The following is a 24437-nucleotide window of genomic DNA, read 5'->3' as shown; positions in this document are numbered from 1 at the left end:
AATTTTCACAGAAAAATGGAGGTATACATATGAATGAACTGGAAGTGCTGGGCCCGAAAGGACTGCCTATTACCGGGAACTTATTGTCATTCCGTAAAAATCCGCTGGAATTTCTGCAGCAGGCAGCACGAGAATACGGAGACATCGTCCACCTGAGATTCGGTCCCCGTCATCTATATCTAATTAACAATCCCGACTATATTAAAGACATTCTTGTCACCAAACAGGCCCATTTTCAGAAAGGAAAAGGACTTCAAGTCGCCAAGGCGGTTGTCGGAGAAGGCATCTTAACCAGCGAAGGCAAGCACCACATGCGTCAGCGCCGCCTGATGCAGCCCTCGTTCCGTCAGAACCACATTAAACTCTATGCAGATACGATGGTCAATTACGGGGAAGCAATGATAGGACAGTGGCAGAATGGCGAAGAGCGCATGATCACAAAGGACATGATGGAATTGACTCTGGCGATTATTACGAAAACGATGTTTGGAACTGACATTAAAGAGAATACGGACGATATCGGACACGCAATCGAAGTCGGCCTCAAATACGTAAGCAGACGTGCCTCATCCTTCATCGACATTCCGCAAAATATTCCGACCAGAAGCAACCGTGAGTTCAAGGAAGCCGCGCAAACACTTGATCGCGTCATCTACTCAATCATTGAAGAAAGACGCAAAAGCAAGGAACCTTCCCGGGACGATTTGCTATCTATGCTGCTGGCAGCACGCGATGAAGAAGATAACACGGGCATGACAGACAAGCAGGTGCGTGATGAAGTCATGACCATCTTCGTCGCCGGACATGAAACGACAGCCAATACGCTGTCCTGGACACTATATCTTCTCTCACAAAATCCGAAAGCAGAGGAAAAACTGTGGAAAGAGATTGATCGAGTACTTAGCGGACGCCGTGTAACGTTCGAAGATTTACCGGAACTAAAATACGCGGAAAATATTATCTGGGAAGCGCTGCGCCTATATCCGGCAGCATGGGCGATTAACCGCGAAGCAATCGATGAAGTAGAAATCGGCGGATATACGTTTAAGCCCGGTGAAACGCTGATGATGAGCCAATACGTCATGCACCGCAGACCGGAATATTTTGAGCGCCCGGATGAATTTCATCCTGAACGGTTTGAAGGCAATCTGCTAAAAGAAATTCCGCAGTTTGCATTCTTCCCGTTCGGCGGCGGTCCGCGAATCTGTATTGGCAACCACTTCGCCATAATGGAAGCAACCCTAATTCTCGTAACGATTGCACAGAAATTTCGGCTGCGTCTTGCAGTCGGCCACCATTCAGTGGAACCCGAGCCTGTCGTGACGCTCCGCCCGAAAAACGGTCTGCGTATGATAGTGGAAGAACGATAAATCGTGAGGAAAGAAGGAAATCATTCCCTCATTCTTTCCTCTTTTTTCTTTCTTATCGCAGAATTCAGCCGGTCTTCCCGTAATTTTCATGTCGGGGTTGCGGTTGAAAAACCATGGCGGTTTCGTCTACGGTAAGTCAATAAGCATGAAATGCGTATCATTCTTCGCTTTTACTTCTAATGTCGGTGTCTCATTAATGCGTGCCGCATCCCGTTTTTGCAGCACCTTTTCACCGTTCAGCTCTAACTCGCCTTCCATAACAAATACATAAATGCGCCGGCCTTCCGGCTGGGTAAACGTAATCGTTTTGTCGGCATCGAGCCTGGAGAGATACAGCGTCAAATCCTGATGAATATGCGCTACACGGTGTTCACCGGTCTGGCGCTTGGACACAATAGGCAGCAGGTTATTTTTCAATGCTTCCTGGTCATAAGCGAATTGTTCATAAGAAGGCTTAAGCCCCTTCTCGTCCGGCAGGAACCATAGCTGCAGGAAATTCACGTCTTCTGTATCGGATGGGTTAAATTCGGAATGGACGATGCCTGTTCCGGCCGTCATACGCTGAATTTCCCCCGGGACGAGCACCTCGGAATTTCCGGTACTATCCTGATGTTTGAGCTGTCCCTGAAGAACAATGGATACAATCTCCATCTCGCGGTGCGGATGGGACCCAAATCCTGTTCCAGGCTGGACGATATCATCATTAAATACACGGAGCGGACCAAATTGCAGGTTGTTCGGATCGTAATACTCGGCAAACGAAAAACTGAAGTTGCTCTGCAGCCATCCATGATTGGTTGAATAACGGGAAGCTGCCGGATATATCGTAATCATGATGCCCCTCCTGTTCCAAATTACTTACTTTATGTAAGTATATTACGATGAATGAACAAGGAAGTCAACCTTCAACAGCTATATTTATTTTACTCATAGAATACGAGCATTACCTCTTCACAGCCCGGTGCATAAGATGGTATGGTTAGACGTTGTCCGGAATCGGCTTTACTTTCTTCCGTGTAACACTATGTCGTCCATCAATACTGACAGGAACATCACCGGCCAAAGTAACTCGGCGTACTACACGCTCCTGGTCTCCATAATCATTAATTGCATAATGTTGTGTTGCTCGATTGTCCCAGATCGCTACATCCCCAACAGCCCAGCGCCAGCGGACAGTATTCTCCAATTGAGTGATATGTCCCTGAAGAACAGAAATGAGATGATTGGAATCTTCTAACGATAATCCTAAAATTTTCTTCGCAAACTGCCCCAGCACTAATGTTCGCTCTCCTGTCTCTGGATGCACTCGTACGACAGGATGCTCGGTCTCGTAAATCGTCGATGTAAACAATTCATTATAGTAGTAATCGTCTGCTGATGAGGTGCCTTTATGATGGGCTGCATAATCGTATTCGTTGGTATGCAGCGCCCAAAGACGATCAGCAAGGTCACGCAACCCTTCCGGTAGGTTCTCATAGGCGGCGGCAGTATTCGCCCAAACGGTATCCCCGCCGGTTTCGGGAATTATAACGGCACGAAGAATTGCAGCCTGCGGATAAGCATCTACAAATGTTACATCGGTGTGCCAGGCATCGGCACGTCCTCCTCCGTCGTTTGAATTCAGCTCAAGCAAATGCTGTGTTCCCTCTTTAATTGGTACCGTTGGATGAGAAACAGGCTCACCTAAAAGACGGGCAAAAGCTTCCTGACCAGCATCATCAAGGTGGTACTGCTTACGGAAGAAAAGTACTTTATATTTCAACAAAGCCTGCCGTATTGCGTAAACTTCCGGAGCGCCTAAATGTTCAGAAAGTCGAAGCCCTTTTATTTCGGCACCAATTCTCCCGGCTACCGGTTCAATCTTCAGGTTTGTTTTAATAAACTGAGTTTGATCATCTTTACTCATATTGCTTCCTCCTCATTAATTCATTCAAATAGAAATGATTTTTAGTTTATATACGGGTCAACAAAAAAGGCCAGATCATCCCTATAAGCGATGTCCTGGCCTCCAGTTGTCCGGTCGGCGTTACATAACGGGTATCTACTGCTTTCTTATCATAGAGATTAAATAATTTCGCAGATCATTAAATTCCTTTACATGTTTATTTTCTTCAATTGATTTATGGCGTGGTAACGGATTCGGCATATCAACTACAATCCTTCCAGGGTTAGGCTGCATGACTACAATTCGTGTTCCGAGTAACAACGCTTCCTCTACGTCATGAGTAATAAAAAATATGCATTTTTTTGTTTGTATCCAAATCCTGTGAAGGTGATTCTGCATGGATTCGCGGGTTAGCGCATCAAGTGCACTAAATGGTTCATCCATTAATATCACTTTAGGATCAGCGGCCAGTGTTCGAGCAATAGCTGCTCTTTGCTTCATGCCTCCTGAAAGTTGATAAGGCCACTTCGCGGCAGAATCCTCTAATCCTACTATCTTTAAATAAGAAGAAACAAGATTTTTTCGCTCTGACCTTGGTATGCCTTTCATTTTCAAGCCAAATTCTATGTTTTTTTGAATAGATAACCATGGAAATAAATTATGATGTTGGAACACCACGCCTACATCCGAATTCGGTCGGGTATGCCGTGTTCCATTAATCGTTATGTCTCCACTTGTAGGCTTCTGGAAACCTGCCAGAACATGTAGCAGCGACGATTTACCGCAGCCTGACGGACCCAGCACGCATACAAAATCACCTTTGTATAATTGAAGTGTAATATCTTCTAATACGCATAATTTTTCATAATGATCGGAAAAGTGCAGGCTGATGTTTTTCATTTCGATAAATGGAAAGCATGCGGAACTTTCGACATGCTGTATACGAGATATATTGACTGGCACAAACGTCCCCCCTTACGCATCTTGCACCTTACTTATATAAATCACTTAATAGAGCCTGTTGATACGCAGGGGCATCGGGTGAAGAGGCAATCGCTTTCTGCGCTGCCATAAAATCACCGGTATCCTTTAACACTTTAGCCAGCTCTCCCGGTTGTCCCGGGGTACCAAAATACTTTTTCTGCTGGGAAACGTCTAACCATATGATTTGTTTCATCGTTTTTAAGCTTTCCTCTGGAGATAATTCCAGTTCTTTAGAAAGGACTTGTGCTGATTGTTCCGGTTTTTCATGATAATAATGTACTGCCTCATCCAAAACAGAGATATACCCTTTTACAATGTCAGGATAATTCTTTGCAAAATCTTTATGAACAATTCCAAACTCTGCTGTTATTACACCTTTAGCAGCTAAGTCTTTAGATGTAATGATGATATTGCCTCCATCCTGCACCAATTTTGCCTGCATTGGCTGCCAAATATAAGCGCCATCGATATCTTTTCGTTTCCATGCAGCATAAATATCAGGCACCTGCATATCAAGAATCGTTATGTTTTCTTTTTGTGGATCAATCCCTTCTGTCTTTAGCGCCCCCAATAAACTAAAGTGTGAGGTTGAACTGAAGGTGGTTGCAATTTTCTTGCCTTTCAAATCTTTTAATGATGTAATGCCCGCATCTTTTTTTACTACCAATGCCTCACTTTCACCAATGAGATCGTGAAGGTAATATACCTGATAAGGCAATCCTTTTGCAATTCCTATAGAGCCTGGTGGGGTCCCTACAAGACCAAAATCGATACTCCCACTCGCTATCGCATTATTGACATCTCGTCCTGAATCAAATTTAATCCAATTCACTTTTATATCCGGATACTTTTTCTCCAGTAATCCTAAAGCCTTAGCAAGGAGTTCTCCATTAGGAGAAACCTGATAACCTATTCTAATTTCTTTTGGGATTGCACCAGACGAAGAAGGTAAAGAATTACCTTTTTGAGTTGATGCTGCTTGATCCGAGCATCCGGTGATAAAAGTAAAAATGATAACCATTAGTGTTACTAGCCCCACGTATATTTTTCTTTGCATAACCATCAACCTCTCTCTTTATACGGTATTTTTTACTATTCTAAATTTTTATTATCCTTCTCTCCCAACCCAATGGAATTGAAGGCGTTGATACCATCTAATAATGCTATCCATCAGTATGGCAATTCCCCCCATTAAAATAATGCCTACGAAAACAATATCACTTCGCAAATACTTACTCGCGTCCAATACCATCCATCCGATTCCTGAAGTAGCAGCTACCATTTCTGCAGCCACTAACGTCGCATATGTAACACCAATTGCTGTCCGAAGTCCTGTAATAATATCTGGAAGGCAGGACGGAAGGACAATATGTACAAGAATCTTCGTTTTCGTTGCTCCTAATGACAGGGCACTGTTTATCCGATCACGTGGCACCCGTTGTACACTTGATACGGTAGCAATAAACAGTGGAGCAAAAGCACTGAGAAATAATAGAGCTATTTTTGAAGTGTTATCGATACCTAGCCACAGAACGAGTAATGCGTAGTAGGCTAGTGGCGGCAAAGGCCTGTAAAACTCAATAATTGGATCAAAAATGGCAAGTATATATTTTGAATAACCACATAAAATCCCAAGCGGTACTGCTATAAAAAATGCTAAAACTAGAGCCAAAAATAATCGATACAGGCTGTTTAAAACATGGGTCCCCAACGAGGAGCCTTTGTATCCTTCCCATATTAAGTCTAAAAAGGCTGCCCATACCGATTGAGGAGAAGGCAAAAAAAACGGGTCTATCCATCTCAAATTTGTACTTACTGTCCAAATCAGCATCAGTAACGCAATGCTAGCCATCGAAATTACTCGTACATGCACTTGCTTTTTGTCTATTTCCCGTGGTCCCTTTTCTCTTTCCATTTACTATCTCCTTTCTCGTTGCAATATAAATAAAAAAAGACTCCTTATTAAATAGCTGAATAAAAGCTAAATAAAAAGGAGCCTTCAGTTGACTGATCGGCTATCTAAGATACTATCAATTTTTTACATTATAAATATCATTACTCCAATAAGTCAAGTAAGAATAAAAGATAACATTTACCTGTTTTCATCCTTTTTTGTGCTATATTACGAAGAAAGAACAAGATGAAGCTGGCGAATTTGTTCCATAATGCTTTGCCTCTCCGCTCTGAGAAGCAGTACTTTCCATTTTAATTCCTCAAATAGATGCGGTTCTTTGCTGTGGCAAAGCTGACGATAAACGAGCACCAAATCTTCATTAATCTGATCAAACTTCTTCCACAATCCCTCGCTAACCATTTGGTGCAACTCCTGACGAAGCAGTTGATCTTTGTTATGCAAAGCAGCCAGAATTTGTTTCTGCCATTCGATATCACCAATTTTTTTAGCGTAAATATAAAGATCCAAATGGTCATTCACCCATGTTTCCATCATCTCTATCTCCCTCCTCGTTCGCTTGCTTTCTCAAATACCTGAAAAAACACAGCACATCTTCTTGTTTATTGGGCTACCGCGTCCTCTTCTGATGTTCTTTCAAAAACAATGTTCCATTCAGCAGCTTTTTTACGTTCGCACAGGTACCTCCTGGTTTTGCTTGATAACGGTAATAAATTCATGCAAAGAACGCTTGAGTCGCTGATTGTTTTCTTCATCTACACGAATGGTTCCATCGCTGACAACTTCAATGCTTGAATCTAGCAAATAGACGCCGCCCAGAATATAACGGGCTCCCAGGGCCGAAAGCACCGGTTTCAGTGCATAATCAATACTTAATAGATGACTTAATGTACCTCCTACAGCCAGCGGAAGTACAACTTTGTTCGCCAGCGCATCGCGCGACAATAAATCAAGCAGCGCTTTCAATCCTCCTGCATACGCCGCTTTGTATACCGGGGTTGCAATAATAACGCCGCTCGCCTCTTCAATTAATGTACTGATGTTGTGTACAACAGGACTATCAAATCTGCCATAGACTAAATCCTCTGCAGGAATATCACGCACGGTAAACGAAACCGTATGCAATCCCTGATGCCCGATCAGAGTGTTCAGATACCGAACTACAGATGAAGTACGGGAGCTAGGAGAAATGCCTCCAGAAATGCTAATAATATCTGCCATTTTATTTTCCTCCATTATGAAATCATGTACTAAAAAAGGCTCCCACTCCCTTGCGCACCGGCAGGCAAATAGAGCAGGAGCCTTCGGTTGACCGATCGGCTGTCGATGTGGTTTCGTGTGCTACTTTCTTTTGGACGAGAATCTTGATACGTTGGTTGTTGAAGAAGACGAGCGCTGAACCGGGAAGCGTTGCTTTTCCAAACGATCGATTTGTGTAATTTTTGAATCATGGATGGCGATTTGAATCGATCCATACTGCAATCCTTGCAGCGCATCCAAAATATAATCGATCATTTGGTTTTGTTCTTCTTTTTCTGCGGACACATAAACACCTCCTTACCCCTGTGAGATAAGGAGGCGATATCAGCACATTCCTTATCTCTCAGGAAATTCTCCTGCTGGATGTAGCACCTTCCCGTGTTCTTCGCCAACGAAAGAACACAGGGGTTGCCGGGCTTCATCGGGCCAATCCCTCCGCCTCTCTTGATAAGTCATCTACCTTTTTTGCTTGTTGGCACCATCATAATACAATTAATCCTAACGGTCAACTAGGAATTTTAGATCTATTTCCCTTTTACCTAAGAAATATGAAAGTGTCTATTTTCACTTGTAGTTTCAGAAAGAAAAAAATTTTTCAGGTATGTTCAGGTCAACAAATCCGTTTCCTTCAATACAAATTCACGGTTTCTTGAAAGCAATGAAGATCGATCGGTTTTGTGCCAGCCCACTCTGCTGCCTGTAATCTCTGTGCTGCTGGTTCGGTGGTAATCTGTAATCTCTACTTCAATCTTTTTCCGTACCTAAATGCATCCCAAAAACTATATCCTTTTACAACGGCTAAACACATATTTCTCGCGCTTTTAGCATCCCGATAGATCACATAAAGATACGGTATGATTTCTTGCTTCTTTATCATTTCTTTGCTAAGCATTATCACCTGTATTTTTCCGGTCACAATCTGACCATATTATAGAAAAGGCCTTCTGATTCTTGCTATTCAGAAGGCTCGTTACCCTAATAAATATTAATACTGCTTAAACCAGGTTTAGGTTCCTATCTTTTTAGCATAATTAATAAGCATAGACGCTACAGCTAAAACTAGACCAGTAGCAGAAAACAACATAAGAGCAATAAAGTAGGAATCTGTGATAGATACAATAAAACCAATACAAATGGGTGTAATAATACCTGAAATATTCCCTAAGAAACTCATACACCCTGCTACCATACCGACGTGTTGACGTTGGGAGATAGCGGCAGGCACAGTCAGGTATAATCCGGTCCAACGAAGGAAAAACAGTGCAATAGCAAGTAAGGTAATAGCCATGTTCACCGAAGTTATGTGTCCTAGGAGGAAAATCGAAATGCCGGTCACCACCCCAGAAATAGACAGGAGCGTACGCATGACCGTATTATGACTTCCTCCTTTCTGTCTCCAAAAATCCGCAATCCAGCCGCCAATTAATTCTCCGACAAATCCTGCACCAAAGATAATAAACACAGACGTGCCTATACTCTTTATATCTAAATGTTGTGTCTTAGCTAAATACATTGGTCCCCATGTCATCAAACCATAATATACGGTGCAATACGCAAACCAACCTAAGCACATAAACCAGAAACTACCACTTCTTACGTACTGCTTAATTCCGACTGCTCCCGTAGACAAGATCTCAGCGTTATTATATTCCTTATTAAGCTCAGTTTCCAGGTATTTACGTTCCGCTTCATTTACTCTTGGATTCGTGGAAGGATTTCCTCTAATAACCCTCCAGGTAAGTAATCCAATTATAATAGTGAGAATCCCTGTTCCGATCAAGGCACTGCGCCATCCACCGAACCAGGCCATAAATCCTACAATAATCGGTCCTCCTATTGCTGTTCCCAGTGGAGATCCACTGTCAAGAAGGGTAGCACCACGACCTCTTTCCTTAGAGGTTAACCAGATAGACTGTAATTTTCCTCCCGCCGGATAAACAGGTGCTTCTGTCACACCAAGTAGAAAGCGTAAGGTAATAAGCATCTTACTACCGTTAACAAATCCCGTAAACAGTTGTACGATTCCCCATAATACCGTTGCGCCTGCTACCACACCGGCAGGTTTATACCGGTCCGCAATCCAGCCGGAAGGAATTTGCATTAAAGCATATCCCCAGAAAAAAGAACTTAATATCACGCCTGTAATGGCCGGGTCCAGGTTTAAGTCCTTTGTTATGACAGGTAAAGCGATTGATAAAGCAGAGCGATCAACATAGTTAATTGCTACTAAGACAAGCAGCATGATAAACACTTGCCAGCGAACGTTGGTAGGTTTCATTGGACCGAAGCTCACTTCTTGTCGAGATAAACTCTCAGTATATTTATTTGGTACCGTCATGACTATCAACCCCATTTCGTTCATTTTTCAGACAAGTAAAACGTATCAGTGTATATAAACGCACGTAAACTCTCATGAGAAACGGAGCTGTAGATATGGTTATAATCTCGTCCGCTGCTTTTTGTTTAAGATTTTTGCAATGGTTTCTCGCGAATAGATGTGATGGTTGCTTGTACAGAAATACGTTCAGGGTTTGTTATAATTTCAATAATTGTTACTCTTTTAGAGGCGAGCGCGTATTTAAGCGTATCCTTAAATTCTTTATGTGTTGTTACACTGAAGCTCTGTGCCCCTAAAGCAACACCTAAAGCAGAAAAATTGGTGTGGCTTAACTCAGTGCCAATAACCCGTTCGGGATAATGCATTTCTTGATGCATTCGAATTGTCCCGTACATGCTGTTGTTAAATACGAGTGCAATAACCGGAATATTGTAACGAACTGCCGTTTCTAACTCCTGAATTGTCATCATAAAACCACCGTCTCCTGACAGGGAAACAACTGTTTTATCCGGTTTTGCCAGTTTTACACCGATCGCCGCCGGCAATCCGTATCCCATCGCACCTGATGTTGGGCCGATATATGTTTTGGGACCGGTAAAGGAATAAAAATTGTGCAACCAGCCTGCAAAATTACCGGCATCGTTTGTGATTATGGAATCATCTGGAAGAATCTCTTGGAGAATACGAATAATTTCCCTGTTATCGATCGTATGTTCTTTCTCCGTATCCACTCTGTCACCAGCGTGCTTATATATTTCATGCCGCTCACTTGCCCACACAGTCCAGCTTCGATCCAGCTTCATAGTAAGTAATGCGTCCAGTGCCTCTTTTGCGTCAGCTACAATACCAACATGCGGACTGTACACCTTACCAAGTGTTGCCACGTCAATATCAATATGAATTAATTTTTGTTCCGGGTTCAAAATACTATAATCCTGTGTTGTAACTTCTGATAAACGTGTACCAATTGCCAGCACTAGATCAGCCTGACGCAGCGTATCAAGTACAGGTGCAAATGTGCCAAGTCCTGAATGGCCAACATATAACGCGTGGTCATTAGGGAACACATCATGGCGACGAAACGAAGACATGACGGGAATCCCGAACCTTTCTGCCAGTTTACGCAACGACTGTTCTCCATCCGCTGCTATTACACCACCTCCAGCAAGAATGAGCGGTCGTTCCGATTGTTCAAGTAGTTGTTGAACAGATGCAATCTCTTTAGCACCAGGACGTGGGGTTGGAACTGGAGTAACAGGTCCAAAACTCATTTCAGCTTCTGCTACAAGAACATCTTCAGGAAGGGCAATGACCACAGGTCCCGGTCGCCCGCTCTTTGCAATACGAAACGCCCGCTGTACGAGTTCAGGTATCCGTTCTACGTCTTTGATTTCTACGGCCCATTTAGCGATATGACCGAAAAAACGATCTAGGTCTACCTCTTGGAATCCTTCCCTGCCACGAAATTTACTATGAACCTGACCTAGAAAAACTACCATGGGTGTAGAATCCTGATAGGCAGTATGAATGCCGATTGCTAAATTAGCTCCTCCGACAGCCCGTGTTGCCATAGCTACACCTGGCTTTCGAGTCGCTTTACCGTATGCTTCCGCCATAAAAGCAGCCCCTCCTTCATGGCGGGTAGAAATTAATTTAATACTATCCGTTTCATAGATACTGTCCATCAAAGGTAAGTAGCTTTCTCCAGGAACACAGAAAACATGTTCCACACCTTCTAGTCGCATACACTCTACAATGGCACGGGCTCCACTCATCATCTGTTTCACTATTTTCTCCCTCCTTTTTATTTCATTATTTGAAATATATTTTCATATATAGAACAGGACTAAACACCAAGGGTTATCTTCGTCTTAATCCGATGAATAGCTTCCTGTAATCGTTTCGTTGGCACAGATAATGAGATTCTAAAATATCCTTCTCCGTATTCTCCAAATGCTGTGCCAGGTGTTACAATTACCCCGGTCTGTTCCAGTACTTTGCTCGCAAATTCGTTAGACGTATATCCTTCAGGTACCGTTGCCCAGATGAAAAAACTTCCTTTTGGGGTATCCGCTTCAATCCCTATTTCCTGAAGTGCTGTAAGCATACTATTCATCCGTTCCCTATAGATTTGATTGTATTCCCTTACGCAATTTTGCTCAGATACAAGCGCGGTGACTGCTGCTTTCTGGATAGGAAGAAATTGACTTGTATCTATATTACTTTTTACAATGGATAATGACTGAAGAGCTTCTCTGTTTCCCACTGCATACCCAATTCTCCATCCTGTCATTGTATACGTTTTGGAAAGTGAACCAAATTCGACAGCGACTTCTTTTGCTTCTTTTACCTGTAAAATACTTGGAGCCTTATATCCATCAAATGTAACCATTTGATAAGCCGCATCATGTGCAATTGTTATACGATTACGCCGGGAAAAATCTACCGCTTTCTGAAAAAATTCAAGATCCGCCACAGCCGCTGTCGGATTTCCTGGATAATTTAAAAACATCACTTTTGCTTTTTCCACTTTTTGTGCGGGTATCATCGAGAAATCCGGAAGAAATTGATTTTCCCTTAGCAACGGCATACTGTATGGAATTCCATCGGCCAAATACGTAGCTGTTCGATACGTTGGATATCCGGGGTCCGGAAGCAGAACAACATCATTCGGATCGATTGATGCCGTAATAAAATGAGCAATACCTTCTTTTGATCCGATTAGCGCAAGAACTTCTGTCTCCGGGTCTAAGTCTACATTGAAATGCTTTTTATAAAATTGAGCCACTGCTTCCCGGAATTCAAGACAACCATTGTAACCAGCATATTTAAAATTATCCGGTTCTTTCATTTCTTCAAGTAATCGATTTACAATATGCGCTGGAGTAGGCAGGTCCGGACAGCCGATGCCCAGGTCAATTACGTCCACTCCTTTTTCAATTAAACTTCGTTTTTTTCTATTAATTTCGTTAAACAAGTACGAAGGAACATTCGTAACACGCCGTGGTTTTATAAACATCTCTCTCTCCTTCCCACATCTTGCTCTACTAAAGACAGTGAATTCATTTCTAAAAATTTGGTATTGAATTTGCCCTGTACAAAAGCTGACACAGGTCCAATGCAGTAAGCTTCATCGACTAGTTTTACATGCAACGCCTCACGATCAGCCTCAGAATAGACGACAACAGTCATAATTCCCATTTCCTTACATACCCTGATGACACGAACAGCAATCTCTCCTCGTGTTAGCAATCAATACTCTTTTAAATATGTGTTTCTCCTTTACTCGGGCTTGACAAGAAAAAGAGGTTGACCGTATTCTACCAACTCCCCGTTCTTTACTAACACTTCCACAATTTCCCCTGTAACTTCTGCTTCAATCTCGTTAAATAACTTCATAGCTTCTACAATGCAAACAATCGAGTCTTCTTTCACTGTATCTCCTACCTGTACATAAGGAGAAGCTCCCGGTTCAGGAGCACAATAAAATGTGCCTACCATAGGCGAGATAATACTGTGTAAATCAGCCTGCGTATGACTAGCTTTTTCCTCTGAAGGATCTGCTTCTTGTTGAGGAAGTGCCAGTGGTGCCGACGTCTCTATGTTTTCATGAACAAATTGCTCTTTACTAATAGGACTAGCTTCTAATAATGCTGTCGATTTAACTGGCAAACTTTCTTTCTTTATTGAAATCTTGAATGATTCATGTTCGAGTTCGAATTTTTGAATTGAAGATTGATCGATTAACTTGATAACTTCTCTTACTTCATAAATCTTAAGCAACATAATCACTCCTGCATCCTATATAATAAATCTTGAGAACTCCATTACGTTACAAAAAAGTGATTTACACCTTCATTGGGATAAGATGATTGGCTAGACGTAAATCCGAGAACAATTGTTCCTGTTTTCTTACCAACTCTTGAGCATCTTCCACCTCTATTACTTCAAATTCAATCTGGTCCCCTGGCTTTTTTTGGGCCATATGCGGAATATCGATACTGATAACAACTCCTGCTATTGTATAACCACCTGATGTACCACAATCCGCCATGTGTACTATTGGTTGGCCATTTGCTGGAACTTGTACAGAACCAACCGTAATAAACCCAGAGATAATATCAGCTCCATTTATGTGTTGAAGCGGCTTTCCTTCGAGTCTATATCCCATACGATCCGAATTATTTGAGATCGTATAGGTGCTGGAAACAAGGGTTTGGAGCGCTTCTTGCGTAAAAGCAGTATCATGCGGACCTAGAATTATCCGAATAGGACAAGGTGTTTTATAATTAGGGATATCCTTACTTTGTAATTTTCTCCCAAATATGCGATTGAAATCGAATCTCGATGCTCCGATAGGAATACGATCACCGTTCTTAAGTGCCCGGCCTTCCATTCCTCCATAATTCCCCCGTATAAAAGTAGAGCGGCTGCCCATAACTTTTGGAACCTGAATGCCCCCGGCGAAGGCAATATACGCCCTACATCCATATTTGCAGTTACCGAAGCTTAGTTCATCTCCTTCTTTAACATATAGAGACTTCCACATCGAGACGGGCCTCCCATTAATACGCGGCGATAAATCTCCACCGGTTATTGCAATAACTCCTTCTCCTTCAAATGTTAACTGAGGACCGATTAAGGTTGCTTCAAGCACTGCCTCTCCTTCATCATTGCCCACTAAAATATTTGCAAAACGCATGGCGAGAGAATCCATCGCTCCACATGCAGACACTCCGAAAACCTGATAAGAATTACGGCCTAAATCTTGTACCGTAGTAAGTAATCCTGCCTTCACTACTTTAGCGAATTCCATTCCTGATCCCACTCTCTTTGTCTTTGTTCGTCCCATAAATCCGCTTCCTCTGCACTAATTTGAACACATTGAATATAGTCTCCTGCCATGAGCAGGCTTGGGGGCTCACAATAAGGATTAAATGTTTCCATTGGTGTCCAGCCCACAAGATTCCAGCCTCCTGGTGACTCAATGGTATAAAGCCCTAACTGCTCATTTGCAATGGCAATGGTTCCTTTTGGAATTTTAAGACGTGGATTGGCACGACGAGGCAAAATCAAACGTTCATCTATATTCCCGCAGTGCGGAAACCCAGCTATAAATCCTAACATATACACAAGATAAGGTTTGGATTGCAGGATGCTTATTACTTCATCCGGACTTAGTTTGACTTTTTGTGATACTTCCTGTAAATCCGGACCGTACTTTCCTCCAAATACTACTGGAATATAAATTTTTTTACTATTTGTGCTTGCTTCACTATAAATGTGATTTTCTAATAGTTTTAGCTCACTCACCAATTCAGTGAATTTAATAATAACCGGGTTATAGCAAACTGCCAGACTATTAAAAGCCGGAATAAGCCTTTCAATTCCTGCAATATTTCTTTCTGTAATTATATGGGCAAAGGAGCAAACACGCTTATTTACTTCAGGAGACAATATATTTTCAAATTTTATAAGGAGTGTTTGTTCCCCCATTGGAACATAGGAAAGAGACGTGGTTAGCGCATTTGTATGCAAATTATCTCACCTCTTCTACGCATTGGCCGATAGGAGCTATTTTCACACCAGCCTTCTCCAGTTCGCTTCTCAAATGACGAATGATCTCAAGCGAACCTTGTGTATCCCCATGAACGCAGACACTATCTCCTGTAATATCAATCAATTGCCCGTCTATTGTCTTTGCCTTTCCTTCTACTACCATTCGCACTACGTTTTCTGCTGCTTCTTTTGGATCTTTGATTACAGCACCCGGGATTTTGCGAGAGACAAGGGTGCCGTCTTTGTTATATGCACGGTCTGCAAAAATTTCTAAAATAACCGGAACCCCCTTCGCTTCTGATACTTTGTGTAACTCGCTACCCGGTTTTACGAATATAGGTGTACCTGGAAGGACCATAAGCGTAGAGTCAACTATCGCTTCTGCTATTACACGATCGGTGTCAGCCATATTATTCATATTTCCATGTGGTTTAATATGCTGTATTTTCACATCATGTTTACGACAAAATGCTTCTAGTGCACCGATCTGATAAATGTTATAGTTGACTAACTCTTCATAAGAAACGTCCATGTTTCTTCGGCCGAAACCGAGTAAATCCGGAAAACCCATATGCACCCCAATTCCTACATGATTTTTTTTCGCGATTTGAACTGTTCGATCCATCACATTTGGGTCGCCGGCATGAAATCCGCATGCGATGTTTGCAGAAGTAATTAATTTGATCACTTCCTCATCCATTCCTAACGTATAAACACCAAAGCTTTCTCCCATATCGCAGTTTAAATCAATCCGTTTCATAACTACCTCCACCTCATTTCAATTATTGAAATATTATTTCAAATATTTCATTCTGCAATCTGATTATAAAATAATTAGACAAAATATTCAAATATTTTTGTTAAATAATATTACACTTTTTATCATTTTAAAAATAGAAACACTGTTATATTATTTGAAATAGTTTTTCTAATATGATTAAATACTTGATAACAACAGTCCTTGGAGGAAAAATCATGAATCAAAGTGTGATTAAAGCTCTTAAACTACTGGATTTTTTTCTGGGAGAAAAAAAAGAGCTAACACTGAGTGAAATAGCAACTAAGTCTAATATGCCGAGGCCAACGGTTTATCGACTCCTTACTTCCCTGGAGGTATGTGGTTTTCTGGCAAAGACGAAGAATACTGAACAGGATGTTCGCTACCATTTGGGCCTAAAGCTTCTTGAATTAGGGAACATAGTCCTGGAACAATTAGAATTACGTACCGTTGCTTTGCCCTGGATGAGAAAACTCTGTGCTGACATTAATGAAGCTGTACACCTGGTTATACTGGATGGAGATGAAGCTGTATACATTGAAAAAGTTGAAAGCAGCCATGCGGTACGGCTGCATACAAGAGTTGGAAAGCGTTCTGAGTTATATATCGGTTCCGGTCCCAAATTACTACTTGCTTATTTGCCTAAGGCAGAACAGGAAACTCTTATGGAAAAAATGACTTTTACTAAGTTGACGCCGCATACAATCGGAAATAAAGAAACTCTGTATAAGGAAATCGAAAAAATAAGGCGTAATGGATATTCCATTAGTAGAAGTGAACAGGATGAAGAAACAATAGGTGTTTCCTATCCTATACTGGACTATACTCATAAGGTTGTTGCTGCGCTTACTGTAAGTGGCCCGACTACAAGAATGCAAGAAAAAGTTGAAGAGATCATACGTAAGAAAACAAAAGAAACCGCCAGTCGAATTTCCCGTGAACTAGGATATATAGAAGCTAAAGTGCTGGAAACGGGAAAAGTGCAAAAAATATGAACTTACCCCTGTCAAGTGGACAGCACTTTAAAAACCAGTAACGAAGTTACGCACAAACCTTAGTCCGATATTCAATCGGGCTAAGGTTGTTTAATTTTTGTTAGAAAATAGATTGTCTAACCCAAGGGGTTTTTAACAGTGTCTATTTTAGGAGGGGTATTTCACATGCATCCCATCTGATGAGGAGGTTGTACCATTTCCCCAATAAGATGAGAGAGAAAGACGATGCTGAAAATTAACAAGTGCAGCTTGTGCGCATGTCATTGCATCCTCATATAGTCTCCATGGAGCAGCGTTAGCCATTTGTTGGTATGTAATTCCGGGTGTAGCTAAAAGTTTAATTATTTTTTAAAAAAACCGGGAACCTATTTCTACTTTTTTGCATAATACAGGCGAAAGGATGGTGAGGACAAAATTGGAGCGTGAAAAACGACTGGAAACATGGATGGATCTGTACACTCAGCGTCTAGTTCGCCTTGCGTATACATACGTTCGTGAGTGGACAACAGCAGAGGATAAGGTACAGGATACTTTTGTTAAGGTGTACGAAAAAATGGATCAATTCAAGGAAGATCATGACCCATTCCCCTGGCTTGCTAGAATTGTCATTAACGAGTGTAGAATGGCGCAAAGGAAAGGGTGGAGGGAAATCATATCCGTACTATTGCCTGAGCGTGCTGATATTAGCTCGGAAGACACCTTTTTCGTAATGGAGTCTAATCAAAAAATGTACGATATTGTTCTAAAACTTCTGGAACCTTATCGTACCCCCATAATCCTGTATTATTTTGAAGAGTTATCCTTAAAACAAATTTCCGAAATCCTTGGGATAAACGAAGGAACCGTGAAGTCTAGACTAGCACGAGGCAGAAAACGATTAAGAAAAGTATGGGAGGAGGAATATCATGAGTTTGGACAAGCAAATCAAAGCTGCTAAACTTTGTCACGAAAATCACACTGTAAATGTTGAGGATTTCAAAAAACGTGTGTTTCGAAAATTGGAGGAACAAAAAGAATTGAAAACCAGACAATCGTGGCCCATACTCCAAAAATCGGTAACTACTTTCATTGCGTATGGAAGAAAGGAAACTTTTAAAAAAACGGGCGTTCTCATAACAGCTACCGCAGCGTCGCTAGTGCTGGTAATCGGAGTCGGTGTTACATCCCCCAGTTTTGCCCAGACTCTAAAACAGATGCCTCTAATTCAATCGGTATTTAATATTGTGGGTGGTGACGGACTCAAAAAAGCCCAGGAAAAAGGTTTAGTCACTGATATACAGAAAATCGCAACTGACAAGAATATCACGGTTACCATCACGGAAGCCTTTTATGACGGCTCACAGGTCTCCGTTGGATATATACTGGAGTCTCCCGATAAATTGCCTGACAGGGTTTATCAAGAAAAAACTATAAAAATAAACGGAACCTTACCTGAAAAATGGGGGGCTGGCGGGGCGATCCATCGTATTGATGACCATCATACTGTAGGCGTCATTAACTTTAGCACAAGTGAATCATTACCCGACAAATTTAAGTTCGATCTTGCTATTACAAAGATTGGAGATATAAAGGGAGATTGGTCTTTTTCCTTTCCGGTTGTGAAGAATGACACTTCAAATAAACAAATTGTACCAATGTTAACAAAAACGTATCAAGACATGACCGTAATACTTGAAAAGGTCACATTCTCAGTCAACTCAACTGAAGTAGTGGGGCAATTGATCCAACCAAGCGGATCCCTTTCGACGATTTTTGAAGTGATTGATGATAAAGGAAATAAAATCGAACTTCTTAGTTCATCAGCTGAGGAAAATAAAATAGATAGGGAGAAAGAAATCATTCGTTGGAAAGCGATCTACCAGCCTTTGCAAGAACCACCCAAATCTTTAACTATACGTCCTATTACTAGAGATCAAATTGATCTTCCTTCAGATATAGTCAAGGGACTAGAGATAACGATTCCAATTCAAAAAAATAGTTGATCAATTTCTTTGCTTGTAAACCTGAACAATGAGAAGATTTATCAGAATTCGTGCAACTAACGGGGAACGAGAGTTCAATAAAGACAGCGGCAGTCTAGGACGTTATTTTCACAATCCTTAGCTGCCGCTATTTCTTTACAGTTCAATGATTAATCAGTATGTTCTTTAAAATAAAAGATTCATACATGCTTGCACATTGTTCGGTAATTAAAATGGCAAGTCATCATCCGAAATATCGATTGGTCGCTGATCGTCGGCAAACGGATTGTCATTCTGGAAATTCCGTGAAGGCTTACCGTCTCCGCTGAATACGGGTGTTCTCTGTTCGAAATCACCCGAACCCTCGCCACCGCCAAGAAACTGAACATTTTCCGCAACCACTTCCGTCACATAGACACGCCGACCTTCATTGTTCTCATAATTGCGGACCTGAATTCTTCCCTCTACCGCCGCCTGCCTTCCTTTGCCCAGATACTGTGCACACAACTCCGCCTGCTTGCTCCATACGACAATCGGAATAAAATCGGTCTCCCTTTCGCCCTGCTGGTTGGTCACACGTCTATCTACGGCCAGAGTAAATGTGGCAACCGCTGTGCCGTTTTGCGTATAGCGCAGTTCCGGGTCTTTCGTTAATCGTCCGAGCAAAACTACTCTGTTCAGCATACTGATACCTCCTTTTGCGTTTTTTTAGGATGCTTACGCCGATTTCTCTTCAGTATTTCCCAGTCGTGTCTTTCGCAATTGCTTAAAGTAACGATGCACGGACGTGAAATGTACGGACGGCAAAGCGTCAACCGTAGTGAATCGCTTGCCGAGATCTTCCGCTTCTTTCACGACATCAACTTCCCGTTTCAGAAGATAGGCGATAATCGCCTGTACGATATCTCCTTCCTGAGCGTTCTCGTTAAAATCGTGGATGAGACTGCGCAAATAATTGGCCTGCATCTCGTTAATGAAAGCCGGATTCTCTGAACCGATCTCTTCTTCAGATCTTTCCTGGTTTCTTTCTGCCTTTCTGGATTCGTCCCGGCTAACGGAATGCTTGTCTCTAAAGTCAAATACATCCGAATAGAAGATTCCGTCCGTCCAACCCATCTTCTCGTAAAACACCTTAAATGAATCAGGCAGTACCGGGATTCCGTATTTATACTCATACTCTGAAAGACCGAACTTCTCAAGATTTTGGATATAGAACCTGCTCTGCGGTTGCCCGTCTTTGTCCCGATTTGCCCGGATGGAAATCACTTCGCCACGATAAATATGTGCGGCAACCCCTAACCAGGAGCTGCACTTCTTCATTCCGTCAGATACCGCGGATTTAATCGCTTGCTCCAGCGCGTCACCGCCGGGTTTGGCTTCCCCGCGAAGCTTGCTGATAGTATGTACGCCGTACTGACGTACGCTGTGCTCCTTACCATTGATGACGGCACGCACCTTAACCCATACACCCACGCACCATGTATCCGTATTTACCCGGGCATCTTCCGCTTCATATTGAAATTGTTCGAATAACAGTGCGTTTCTGTCTGCAATGCACTGCTGTGAGATATAAATATTTCCATCATCGTTTACTTTATAATGACGGTACGGGAACGGAGCGTCCGCCAGCTTTAGCCAGCGCTCCTTCTCCATAATCTGCTGCTTATAGGAATCAGGCAGTTCAATTTCTAACGACTGTGCTATGTTTTCGATACTCATACGATTTTCCCCTTTCCTGGGTGCTTTCACAAGACGCGGCGGGAAACTCTATTCATATAAGAACTTATGTTCTCATTATAGTACATATGTTCGTTTTTAGCAACCTAAATAAAGGGAATAACGGTATTTATAAAGAAGAAATATATGGTATTTTTCATCATTACTGTCCGTCTTCTATTTCCTTAAATGTTAGAATTTATTTCCATAGTTACATTTATCCCCTGGTTTTCCGTGCTATACTTGGCTTATGAATGCAGGAGGTGACGTATAATGAAGCGCTTTCGCAGAGGGTTTGCTTTCACCTGTATACTGACGCTGCTGGCAGGAGGAGCAACTTTCGCAGCTCCGGCCGCTACCACTACTCCTATCGGAGGTAAGGTTACACCGGCGGCTACCGTAAGTTATGGCAGCGTTCCGGCCAGCATACAGCGCAAAATTATGGGCATTTCTTTCAATAAGAAAACACCTGTTAAGATGAATGACTTATCTTATGTAAAAGTACGCTACATAGGGTTTGACAACAAAGAACACCAGGGAGAGCTTATCGTTCATAAAAAGCTGGCGAAGGATGTATCTGAAATTTTTGAGGAACTGTATAAGAAACGCTATCCAATCGATAAAATCCGACTTGTGGATGAGTACAAAGGATCGGACGATTTATCAATGAAAGCTAACAACACTTCCGCTTTTAACACGAGAACGGTTGCGGGCAAGAACAAACTTTCAAACCATAGCTATGGCATGGCTATCGATATTAACCCGCTGCAAAATCCGCACGTTGCCGGCAGCAACGTGAGCCCGGCTACCGCCAAAGCATACGCAAATCGGAAGGTGGTTCGAAAAGGAATGATCGTAAAGGGCGATGCGTGTTATAACGCGTTCAAGAAACGAGGCTGGATCTGGGGCGGAGAATGGAAAAGCTCGAAAGACTACCAGCATTTCGAGAAAAAAATCTAGTAAAACGCAAGAAAGCTGCCGCAGCGGTAAAAACCGTCGGGCAGCTTTTTTTATTTGGAAACAGAGATATTCCCGTATGTCCGTACATCCGATGATGCAAAGCCCATACATCGGAAAGCCTGCTCAAAATCATGAATTAAATCATCCGGCTCCTCAAGCCCTACCGATAACCGCAGCAGCGTATCCGTCACACCCATCTGCTTGCGCTTCGCTTCCGGAATGCTGGCGTGCGACATCCGTGCGGGATAGGTGACAATACTCTCTACCGCTCCAAGACTAACCGCGATGGCCGGCAGCGTAATTTGATTCAAAAAGCTTTCCACTTGCTCCACATTGCGAAGGGAGAACGAAATAATTCCCCCGAAGCCTGCCGCCTGAACAGCCGCCAATTCATGGCCGGGATGATGGGCTAATCCTGGATAATATACACGCTCTACCGCCGAATGATTGTCTAGCCATTCCGCTATTCGCCGCGCACTTTTTTCATGCTGGTCCATGCGCACTTTCAATGTTTTCAATCCGCGCAGTAAAAGCCAGGAATCCTGCGGGCCGAGAATGGCACCGAACGCATTCTGAATAAATCCGATTTCCTCGGCCAGCTCTTTTTCGGCCGCGACTACCAATCCGCCTACAACATCGCTGTGACCGCCAATATACTTGGTGGCGCTGTGCACCACAATATCCGCTCCTAACCGAAGCGGTTGCTGCAGGTAAGGGGTCATAAACGTATTGTCTACGATGGTAAGCAGATTGTGTTGTTTGGCTAGTCGGCATACGGCCTCAATGTCGGTAATATTCATCTGCGGATTGGACGGACTCTCCAAAAACACGGCGCGCGTCGCCGGGGTAATCGCGTCTCGCACAGCATTGATATCGGTTGTATTCACAAATTTCGCCTGAATACCAAAACGGGGAAATAGCTTCGTAATCGCCCGGTAGGTCCCGCCGTAGATATCATCTGAGAGCAAGATTTCATCATCTGTCTTAAAGAGACAGAAGACGGAGGAAATGGCAGCCATTCCGGAAGAAAACGCAAAGCCCGCGTAACCGCCTTCGAGGTCGGCGATTGCTTGTTCCAGCGCTTCACGGGTCGGATTTCCTGAACGGGAATAATCATAGCGGCCCGGCTCTGAAAGCGAGAATTGATGAAATGTCGACACCTGGTAAATGGGCATGCTGAGCGCTCCGTGATGCCTCTCATCTACCGGCTCCGCGTGAACAAGACGAGTTCCGAATGATGCGTGCGTTTTCTGGTTATTTTTTAACATAAAGCGCCTCCTCTAAATCCAGAATTAAGTCGTTCGCGTTCTCAATCCCGACAGACAACCGCAGCAGCCGGTCCGTAATCCCGAGATGTTCTCTTACTTCTTCCGGTATATCCGCATGCGTTTGGCGCGCAGGAAACGTAATGAGACTTTCCACACCGCCTAAACTTTCAGCAAACGTGATAACTTTTACATTTTTTAATACGTGTGGGACAATATCAGGGTCATGAACCGAAAAAGAAAGCATCCCGCCAAAGCCCGATGCCTGCCTCTCAGCGACTTCTCGGTTCGGGTGTCCGGACAGTCCCGGATAGTACACCGTCTCTACCGCCGGATGCCGCTGCAGCCATTCGGCAATCGCGAGAGCGTTTTGCTGCTGCTTCTCTATCCGTATCGCGAGCGTTTTAAGGCCGCGCAGGATAAGCCAGGCATCCTGCGGTCCAAGGATCGCTCCACAGGCATTCTGCAGCAAACCGATACGCTCGCCAAGCTCCGCATCCCGTGTAACTACGAGGCCGGCTACCGTATCATTATGCCCGCCCAAATATTTCGTTGCGCTGTGAAGCACAATGTCCGCGCCGTATGTGAGCGGCCGCTGCAGGTAGGGTGTCATGAATGTATTATCGATAATGGTAAGCAGGCCATATGTACGGGCAAGTACAACCGCCTTTTCCAGGTCGGTAATTTTCATCAGCGGATTAGTCGGCGTTTCGATAAATAAGGCCCGTGTATCCGGACGTATCGCTGCTTCTATCTCCTTCGTACAGGAGGTATCAACAAAACTTGCCTGAATGCCGAATTCGGAAAACACCTGTGCAAGCAACCGATATGTTCCTCCGTATAAATCTTCGGATACGACAAGGTGATCTCCCGGCTTAAACAAAAACAGCACGGTTGTAATCGCGGCCATCCCGGAAGAAAAAGCGAAGCCTCGCGCGCCTTGCTCGAGAGCCGCGATCGCTTCCTCCAGCGCCGTTCGGGTCGGATTGGCAGTGCGGGAATAATCGTATCCTGTGCTCACCCCCAGTTCCGGATGTTGAAATGTGGCACTTTGATAAATCGGTGTACTAATCGCGCCAGTCGTGCTATCTCTTTCCACTCCTGCTCGGACAAGCAAAGTCTCAATGTTCATGTTCTTCCCCCATTCGACTCTCCGTTATAAAATCTACAAAAAATAAAACACTCTCCGTCGCAGAGAGTGTTTGTATGCAGAAGTTCACCACACTCTCCTATCGACAGGAACCATCGTTCCGCAGGCATTGGCACCGTTTAAGCAAAACGTAAATTTTGCCTAATGGTTGCCGGGTTTCATCGGGCCAGTCCCTCCACCGCTCTTGATAAGAGATTACCTATATTCATATATAACTTTTCAGCCGCAACCCCGTCATAAAAATTATGGGAGAGAAGCTAACTTTTGTGGTACGAAAGGAAGAGAGAAGAGAACGAGGAGAGGA

Annotated in this window: 25 protein-coding genes, 2 pseudogenes and 2 riboswitches; of the genes and pseudogenes, 5 read left to right on the top strand and 22 right to left on the bottom strand. The window is 43.1% G+C overall.

Translation table 11 applies throughout. The features are described 5' to 3' along the window. Nucleotides 1–29: 29 nt before the first annotated feature. Complete coding sequence (locus ADA01nite_RS00310; RefSeq protein ID WP_146807893.1) at nucleotides 30–1370, top strand: cytochrome P450; 1341 nt, start codon at nucleotides 30–32, stop codon at nucleotides 1368–1370. A 126-nt stretch (nucleotides 1371–1496) separates the two neighbouring features. Here the strand turns inward: ADA01nite_RS00310 and ADA01nite_RS00305 are convergent, their stop codons facing one another. The 17 genes and pseudogenes from ADA01nite_RS00305 to ADA01nite_RS00230 all read right to left on the bottom strand — a co-directional run bounded on the left by ADA01nite_RS00305 (nucleotide 1497) and on the right by ADA01nite_RS00230 (nucleotide 16068). Then, on the bottom strand, nucleotides 1497–2204 hold the full coding sequence (locus tag ADA01nite_RS00305) for a pirin family protein (protein ID WP_146807892.1): 708 nt from the start codon (nucleotides 2202–2204) through the stop codon (nucleotides 1497–1499). A 145-nt stretch (nucleotides 2205–2349) separates the two neighbouring features. Continuing rightward, nucleotides 2350–3276, bottom strand: a complete 927-nt coding sequence (locus tag ADA01nite_RS00300) for a TauD/TfdA dioxygenase family protein (RefSeq protein WP_146807891.1) — start codon at nucleotides 3274–3276, stop codon at nucleotides 2350–2352. Nucleotides 3277–3411: 135 nt separating this feature from the next. After that, nucleotides 3412–4218 carry an ABC transporter ATP-binding protein gene (locus ADA01nite_RS00295; protein ID WP_246147172.1) on the bottom strand — a complete coding sequence of 269 codons (807 nt, stop codon included), beginning with the start codon at nucleotides 4216–4218 and terminating at the stop codon, nucleotides 3412–3414. A gap of 28 nt (nucleotides 4219–4246) precedes the next feature. Beyond that, nucleotides 4247–5302: a taurine ABC transporter substrate-binding protein gene (locus ADA01nite_RS00290; RefSeq protein WP_218029514.1), complete on the bottom strand. Its 1056-nt coding sequence runs from the start codon at nucleotides 5300–5302 to the stop codon at nucleotides 4247–4249. Nucleotides 5303–5347: 45 nt separating this feature from the next. Further along, a complete protein-coding gene (locus tag ADA01nite_RS00285) occupies nucleotides 5348–6091 on the bottom strand; it encodes an ABC transporter permease (protein ID WP_174760576.1) in 744 nt (247 codons plus the stop codon). A 270-nt stretch (nucleotides 6092–6361) separates the two neighbouring features. Then, on the bottom strand, nucleotides 6362–6688 hold the full coding sequence (locus ADA01nite_RS00280) for a hypothetical protein (protein WP_146807889.1): 327 nt from the start codon (nucleotides 6686–6688) through the stop codon (nucleotides 6362–6364). A 129-nt stretch (nucleotides 6689–6817) separates the two neighbouring features. Further along, nucleotides 6818–7372 carry an NADPH-dependent FMN reductase gene (gene ssuE / locus ADA01nite_RS00275; protein ID WP_146807888.1) on the bottom strand — a complete coding sequence of 185 codons (555 nt, stop codon included), beginning with the start codon at nucleotides 7370–7372 and terminating at the stop codon, nucleotides 6818–6820. 120 nt (nucleotides 7373–7492) lie between these two features. After that, nucleotides 7493–7696, bottom strand: a complete 204-nt coding sequence (locus ADA01nite_RS00270) for a YezD family protein (RefSeq protein ID WP_246147171.1) — start codon at nucleotides 7694–7696, stop codon at nucleotides 7493–7495. A 48-nt stretch (nucleotides 7697–7744) separates the two neighbouring features. Continuing rightward, nucleotides 7745–7865, bottom strand: a riboswitch (SAM riboswitch). Nucleotides 7866–8150: 285 nt separating this feature from the next. Next, nucleotides 8151–8327 carry a Ger(x)C family spore germination protein gene (locus ADA01nite_RS23195; RefSeq protein ID WP_443092711.1) on the bottom strand — a complete coding sequence of 59 codons (177 nt, stop codon included), beginning with the start codon at nucleotides 8325–8327 and terminating at the stop codon, nucleotides 8151–8153. 90 nt (nucleotides 8328–8417) lie between these two features. After that, nucleotides 8418–9749, bottom strand: coding sequence for an MFS transporter (locus tag ADA01nite_RS00265; protein WP_146807887.1), 1332 nt, complete (start codon nucleotides 9747–9749; stop codon nucleotides 8418–8420). Between the two features lie 125 nt (nucleotides 9750–9874). Then, complete coding sequence (locus ADA01nite_RS00260) at nucleotides 9875–11527, bottom strand: thiamine pyrophosphate-dependent enzyme (protein ID WP_146807896.1); 1653 nt, start codon at nucleotides 11525–11527, stop codon at nucleotides 9875–9877. A gap of 68 nt (nucleotides 11528–11595) precedes the next feature. Then, complete coding sequence (locus ADA01nite_RS00255) at nucleotides 11596–12768, bottom strand: LL-diaminopimelate aminotransferase (RefSeq protein WP_146807886.1); 1173 nt, start codon at nucleotides 12766–12768, stop codon at nucleotides 11596–11598. Nucleotides 12769–12856: 88 nt separating this feature from the next. Next, nucleotides 12857–13020: pseudogene (locus tag ADA01nite_RS22920) on the bottom strand (biotin carboxylase N-terminal domain-containing protein); the annotation flags it as partial. Between the two features lie 11 nt (nucleotides 13021–13031). After that, the gene (accB, locus tag ADA01nite_RS00245; RefSeq protein ID WP_174760575.1) at nucleotides 13032–13532 is read right to left on the bottom strand and encodes an acetyl-CoA carboxylase biotin carboxyl carrier protein; all 501 of its coding nucleotides are present in this window, start codon (nucleotides 13530–13532) and stop codon (nucleotides 13032–13034) included. 64 nt (nucleotides 13533–13596) lie between these two features. Next, a complete protein-coding gene (locus ADA01nite_RS00240; RefSeq protein WP_246147170.1) occupies nucleotides 13597–14601 on the bottom strand; it encodes a 5-oxoprolinase subunit C family protein in 1005 nt (334 codons plus the stop codon). Further along, complete coding sequence (pxpB, locus tag ADA01nite_RS00235) at nucleotides 14547–15287, bottom strand: 5-oxoprolinase subunit PxpB (protein ID WP_146807884.1); 741 nt, start codon at nucleotides 15285–15287, stop codon at nucleotides 14547–14549. Before pxpB ends, ADA01nite_RS00240 begins: the two co-directional genes overlap by 55 nt. 1 nt (nucleotide 15288) lies before the next feature. After that, the gene (locus tag ADA01nite_RS00230) at nucleotides 15289–16068 is read right to left on the bottom strand and encodes a LamB/YcsF family protein (RefSeq protein ID WP_146807883.1); all 780 of its coding nucleotides are present in this window, start codon (nucleotides 16066–16068) and stop codon (nucleotides 15289–15291) included. A gap of 215 nt (nucleotides 16069–16283) precedes the next feature. On the opposite strand from ADA01nite_RS00230, the gene ADA01nite_RS00225 reads away from it, so the two are divergent. Then, nucleotides 16284–17081 (top strand): IclR family transcriptional regulator, encoded by a 798-nt coding sequence (locus ADA01nite_RS00225; protein WP_146807882.1) that lies wholly within the window; start codon nucleotides 16284–16286, stop codon nucleotides 17079–17081. Nucleotides 17082–17240: 159 nt separating this feature from the next. On the opposite strand, the pseudogene ADA01nite_RS00220 reads toward ADA01nite_RS00225, so the two are convergent. Continuing rightward, nucleotides 17241–17411 (bottom strand): annotated as a pseudogene (locus ADA01nite_RS00220) (Tn3 family transposase); the annotation flags it as partial. Between the two features lie 85 nt (nucleotides 17412–17496). Here ADA01nite_RS00220 and ADA01nite_RS00215 point away from each other — a divergent pair. Next, nucleotides 17497–18018, top strand: coding sequence for an RNA polymerase sigma factor (locus ADA01nite_RS00215; protein ID WP_170230035.1), 522 nt, complete (start codon nucleotides 17497–17499; stop codon nucleotides 18016–18018). Then, nucleotides 17987–19063: a DUF4179 domain-containing protein gene (locus ADA01nite_RS00210; protein WP_146807880.1), complete on the top strand. Its 1077-nt coding sequence runs from the start codon at nucleotides 17987–17989 to the stop codon at nucleotides 19061–19063. The genes ADA01nite_RS00215 and ADA01nite_RS00210 overlap by 32 nt, the downstream gene beginning before the upstream one ends. A 207-nt stretch (nucleotides 19064–19270) precedes the next feature. On the opposite strand, the gene ssb is transcribed toward ADA01nite_RS00210, so the two are convergent. Both ssb and ADA01nite_RS00200 read right to left on the bottom strand, forming a co-directional pair. Continuing rightward, nucleotides 19271–19726: a single-stranded DNA-binding protein gene (gene ssb / locus ADA01nite_RS00205; RefSeq protein WP_146807879.1), complete on the bottom strand. Its 456-nt coding sequence runs from the start codon at nucleotides 19724–19726 to the stop codon at nucleotides 19271–19273. Between the two features lie 33 nt (nucleotides 19727–19759). Then, the gene (locus tag ADA01nite_RS00200) at nucleotides 19760–20761 is read right to left on the bottom strand and encodes a Rad52/Rad22 family DNA repair protein (protein ID WP_146807878.1); all 1002 of its coding nucleotides are present in this window, start codon (nucleotides 20759–20761) and stop codon (nucleotides 19760–19762) included. A gap of 270 nt (nucleotides 20762–21031) precedes the next feature. On the opposite strand from ADA01nite_RS00200, the gene ADA01nite_RS00195 reads away from it, so the two are divergent. After that, nucleotides 21032–21718, top strand: a complete 687-nt coding sequence (locus ADA01nite_RS00195; RefSeq protein ID WP_146807877.1) for a M15 family metallopeptidase — start codon at nucleotides 21032–21034, stop codon at nucleotides 21716–21718. A gap of 50 nt (nucleotides 21719–21768) precedes the next feature. Here ADA01nite_RS00195 and ADA01nite_RS00190 read toward each other — a convergent pair whose 3' ends face one another. Then, nucleotides 21769–22986: a trans-sulfuration enzyme family protein gene (locus ADA01nite_RS00190; protein WP_146807876.1), complete on the bottom strand. Its 1218-nt coding sequence runs from the start codon at nucleotides 22984–22986 to the stop codon at nucleotides 21769–21771. Continuing rightward, a complete protein-coding gene (locus ADA01nite_RS00185) occupies nucleotides 22973–24115 on the bottom strand; it encodes a trans-sulfuration enzyme family protein (protein WP_146807875.1) in 1143 nt (380 codons plus the stop codon). The genes ADA01nite_RS00190 and ADA01nite_RS00185 overlap by 14 nt, the downstream gene beginning before the upstream one ends. A 94-nt stretch (nucleotides 24116–24209) precedes the next feature. Then, a riboswitch (SAM riboswitch) is annotated at nucleotides 24210–24327 on the bottom strand. Nucleotides 24328–24437 lie beyond the last annotated feature (110 nt).

This window comes from Aneurinibacillus danicus (assembly GCF_007991215.1).
Lineage (GTDB): Bacteria > Bacillota > Bacilli > Aneurinibacillales > Aneurinibacillaceae > Aneurinibacillus > Aneurinibacillus danicus.
This window is presented reverse-complemented; position numbering and strand designations above follow the sequence as displayed.

What these genes read in the sequence shown, in the direction of transcription:
- ADA01nite_RS00310 (WP_146807893.1), top strand. Translation starts at nt 30, where the DNA reads ATGAATGAACTGGAAGTGCTGGGCCCGAAAGGACTGCCTATTACCGGG.
- ADA01nite_RS00305 (WP_146807892.1), bottom strand. Translation starts at nt 2,204, where the DNA reads ATGATTACGATATATCCGGCAGCTTCCCGTTATTCAACCAATCATGGA.
- ADA01nite_RS00300 (WP_146807891.1), bottom strand. Translation starts at nt 3,276, where the DNA reads ATGAGTAAAGATGATCAAACTCAGTTTATTAAAACAAACCTGAAGATT.
- ADA01nite_RS00290 (WP_218029514.1), bottom strand. Translation starts at nt 5,302, where the DNA reads ATGGTTATGCAAAGAAAAATATACGTGGGGCTAGTAACACTAATGGTT.
- ADA01nite_RS00285 (WP_174760576.1), bottom strand. Translation starts at nt 6,091, where the DNA reads ATGGCTAGCATTGCGTTACTGATGCTGATTTGGACAGTAAGTACAAAT.
- ADA01nite_RS00280 (WP_146807889.1), bottom strand. Translation starts at nt 6,688, where the DNA reads ATGATGGAAACATGGGTGAATGACCATTTGGATCTTTATATTTACGCT.
- ssuE (WP_146807888.1), bottom strand. Translation starts at nt 7,372, where the DNA reads ATGGCAGATATTATTAGCATTTCTGGAGGCATTTCTCCTAGCTCCCGT.
- ADA01nite_RS00265 (WP_146807887.1), bottom strand. Translation starts at nt 9,749, where the DNA reads ATGACGGTACCAAATAAATATACTGAGAGTTTATCTCGACAAGAAGTG.
- ADA01nite_RS00260 (WP_146807896.1), bottom strand. Translation starts at nt 11,527, where the DNA reads ATGATGAGTGGAGCCCGTGCCATTGTAGAGTGTATGCGACTAGAAGGT.
- ADA01nite_RS00255 (WP_146807886.1), bottom strand. Translation starts at nt 12,768, where the DNA reads ATGTTTATAAAACCACGGCGTGTTACGAATGTTCCTTCGTACTTGTTT.
- ADA01nite_RS00240 (WP_246147170.1), bottom strand. Translation starts at nt 14,601, where the DNA reads ATGGGACGAACAAAGACAAAGAGAGTGGGATCAGGAATGGAATTCGCT.
- ADA01nite_RS00230 (WP_146807883.1), bottom strand. Translation starts at nt 16,068, where the DNA reads ATGAAACGGATTGATTTAAACTGCGATATGGGAGAAAGCTTTGGTGTT.
- ADA01nite_RS00225 (WP_146807882.1), top strand. Translation starts at nt 16,284, where the DNA reads ATGAATCAAAGTGTGATTAAAGCTCTTAAACTACTGGATTTTTTTCTG.
- ADA01nite_RS00210 (WP_146807880.1), top strand. Translation starts at nt 17,987, where the DNA reads ATGAGTTTGGACAAGCAAATCAAAGCTGCTAAACTTTGTCACGAAAAT.
- ssb (WP_146807879.1), bottom strand. Translation starts at nt 19,726, where the DNA reads ATGCTGAACAGAGTAGTTTTGCTCGGACGATTAACGAAAGACCCGGAA.
- ADA01nite_RS00200 (WP_146807878.1), bottom strand. Translation starts at nt 20,761, where the DNA reads ATGAGTATCGAAAACATAGCACAGTCGTTAGAAATTGAACTGCCTGAT.
- ADA01nite_RS00195 (WP_146807877.1), top strand. Translation starts at nt 21,032, where the DNA reads ATGAAGCGCTTTCGCAGAGGGTTTGCTTTCACCTGTATACTGACGCTG.
- ADA01nite_RS00190 (WP_146807876.1), bottom strand. Translation starts at nt 22,986, where the DNA reads ATGTTAAAAAATAACCAGAAAACGCACGCATCATTCGGAACTCGTCTT.
- ADA01nite_RS00185 (WP_146807875.1), bottom strand. Translation starts at nt 24,115, where the DNA reads ATGAACATTGAGACTTTGCTTGTCCGAGCAGGAGTGGAAAGAGATAGC.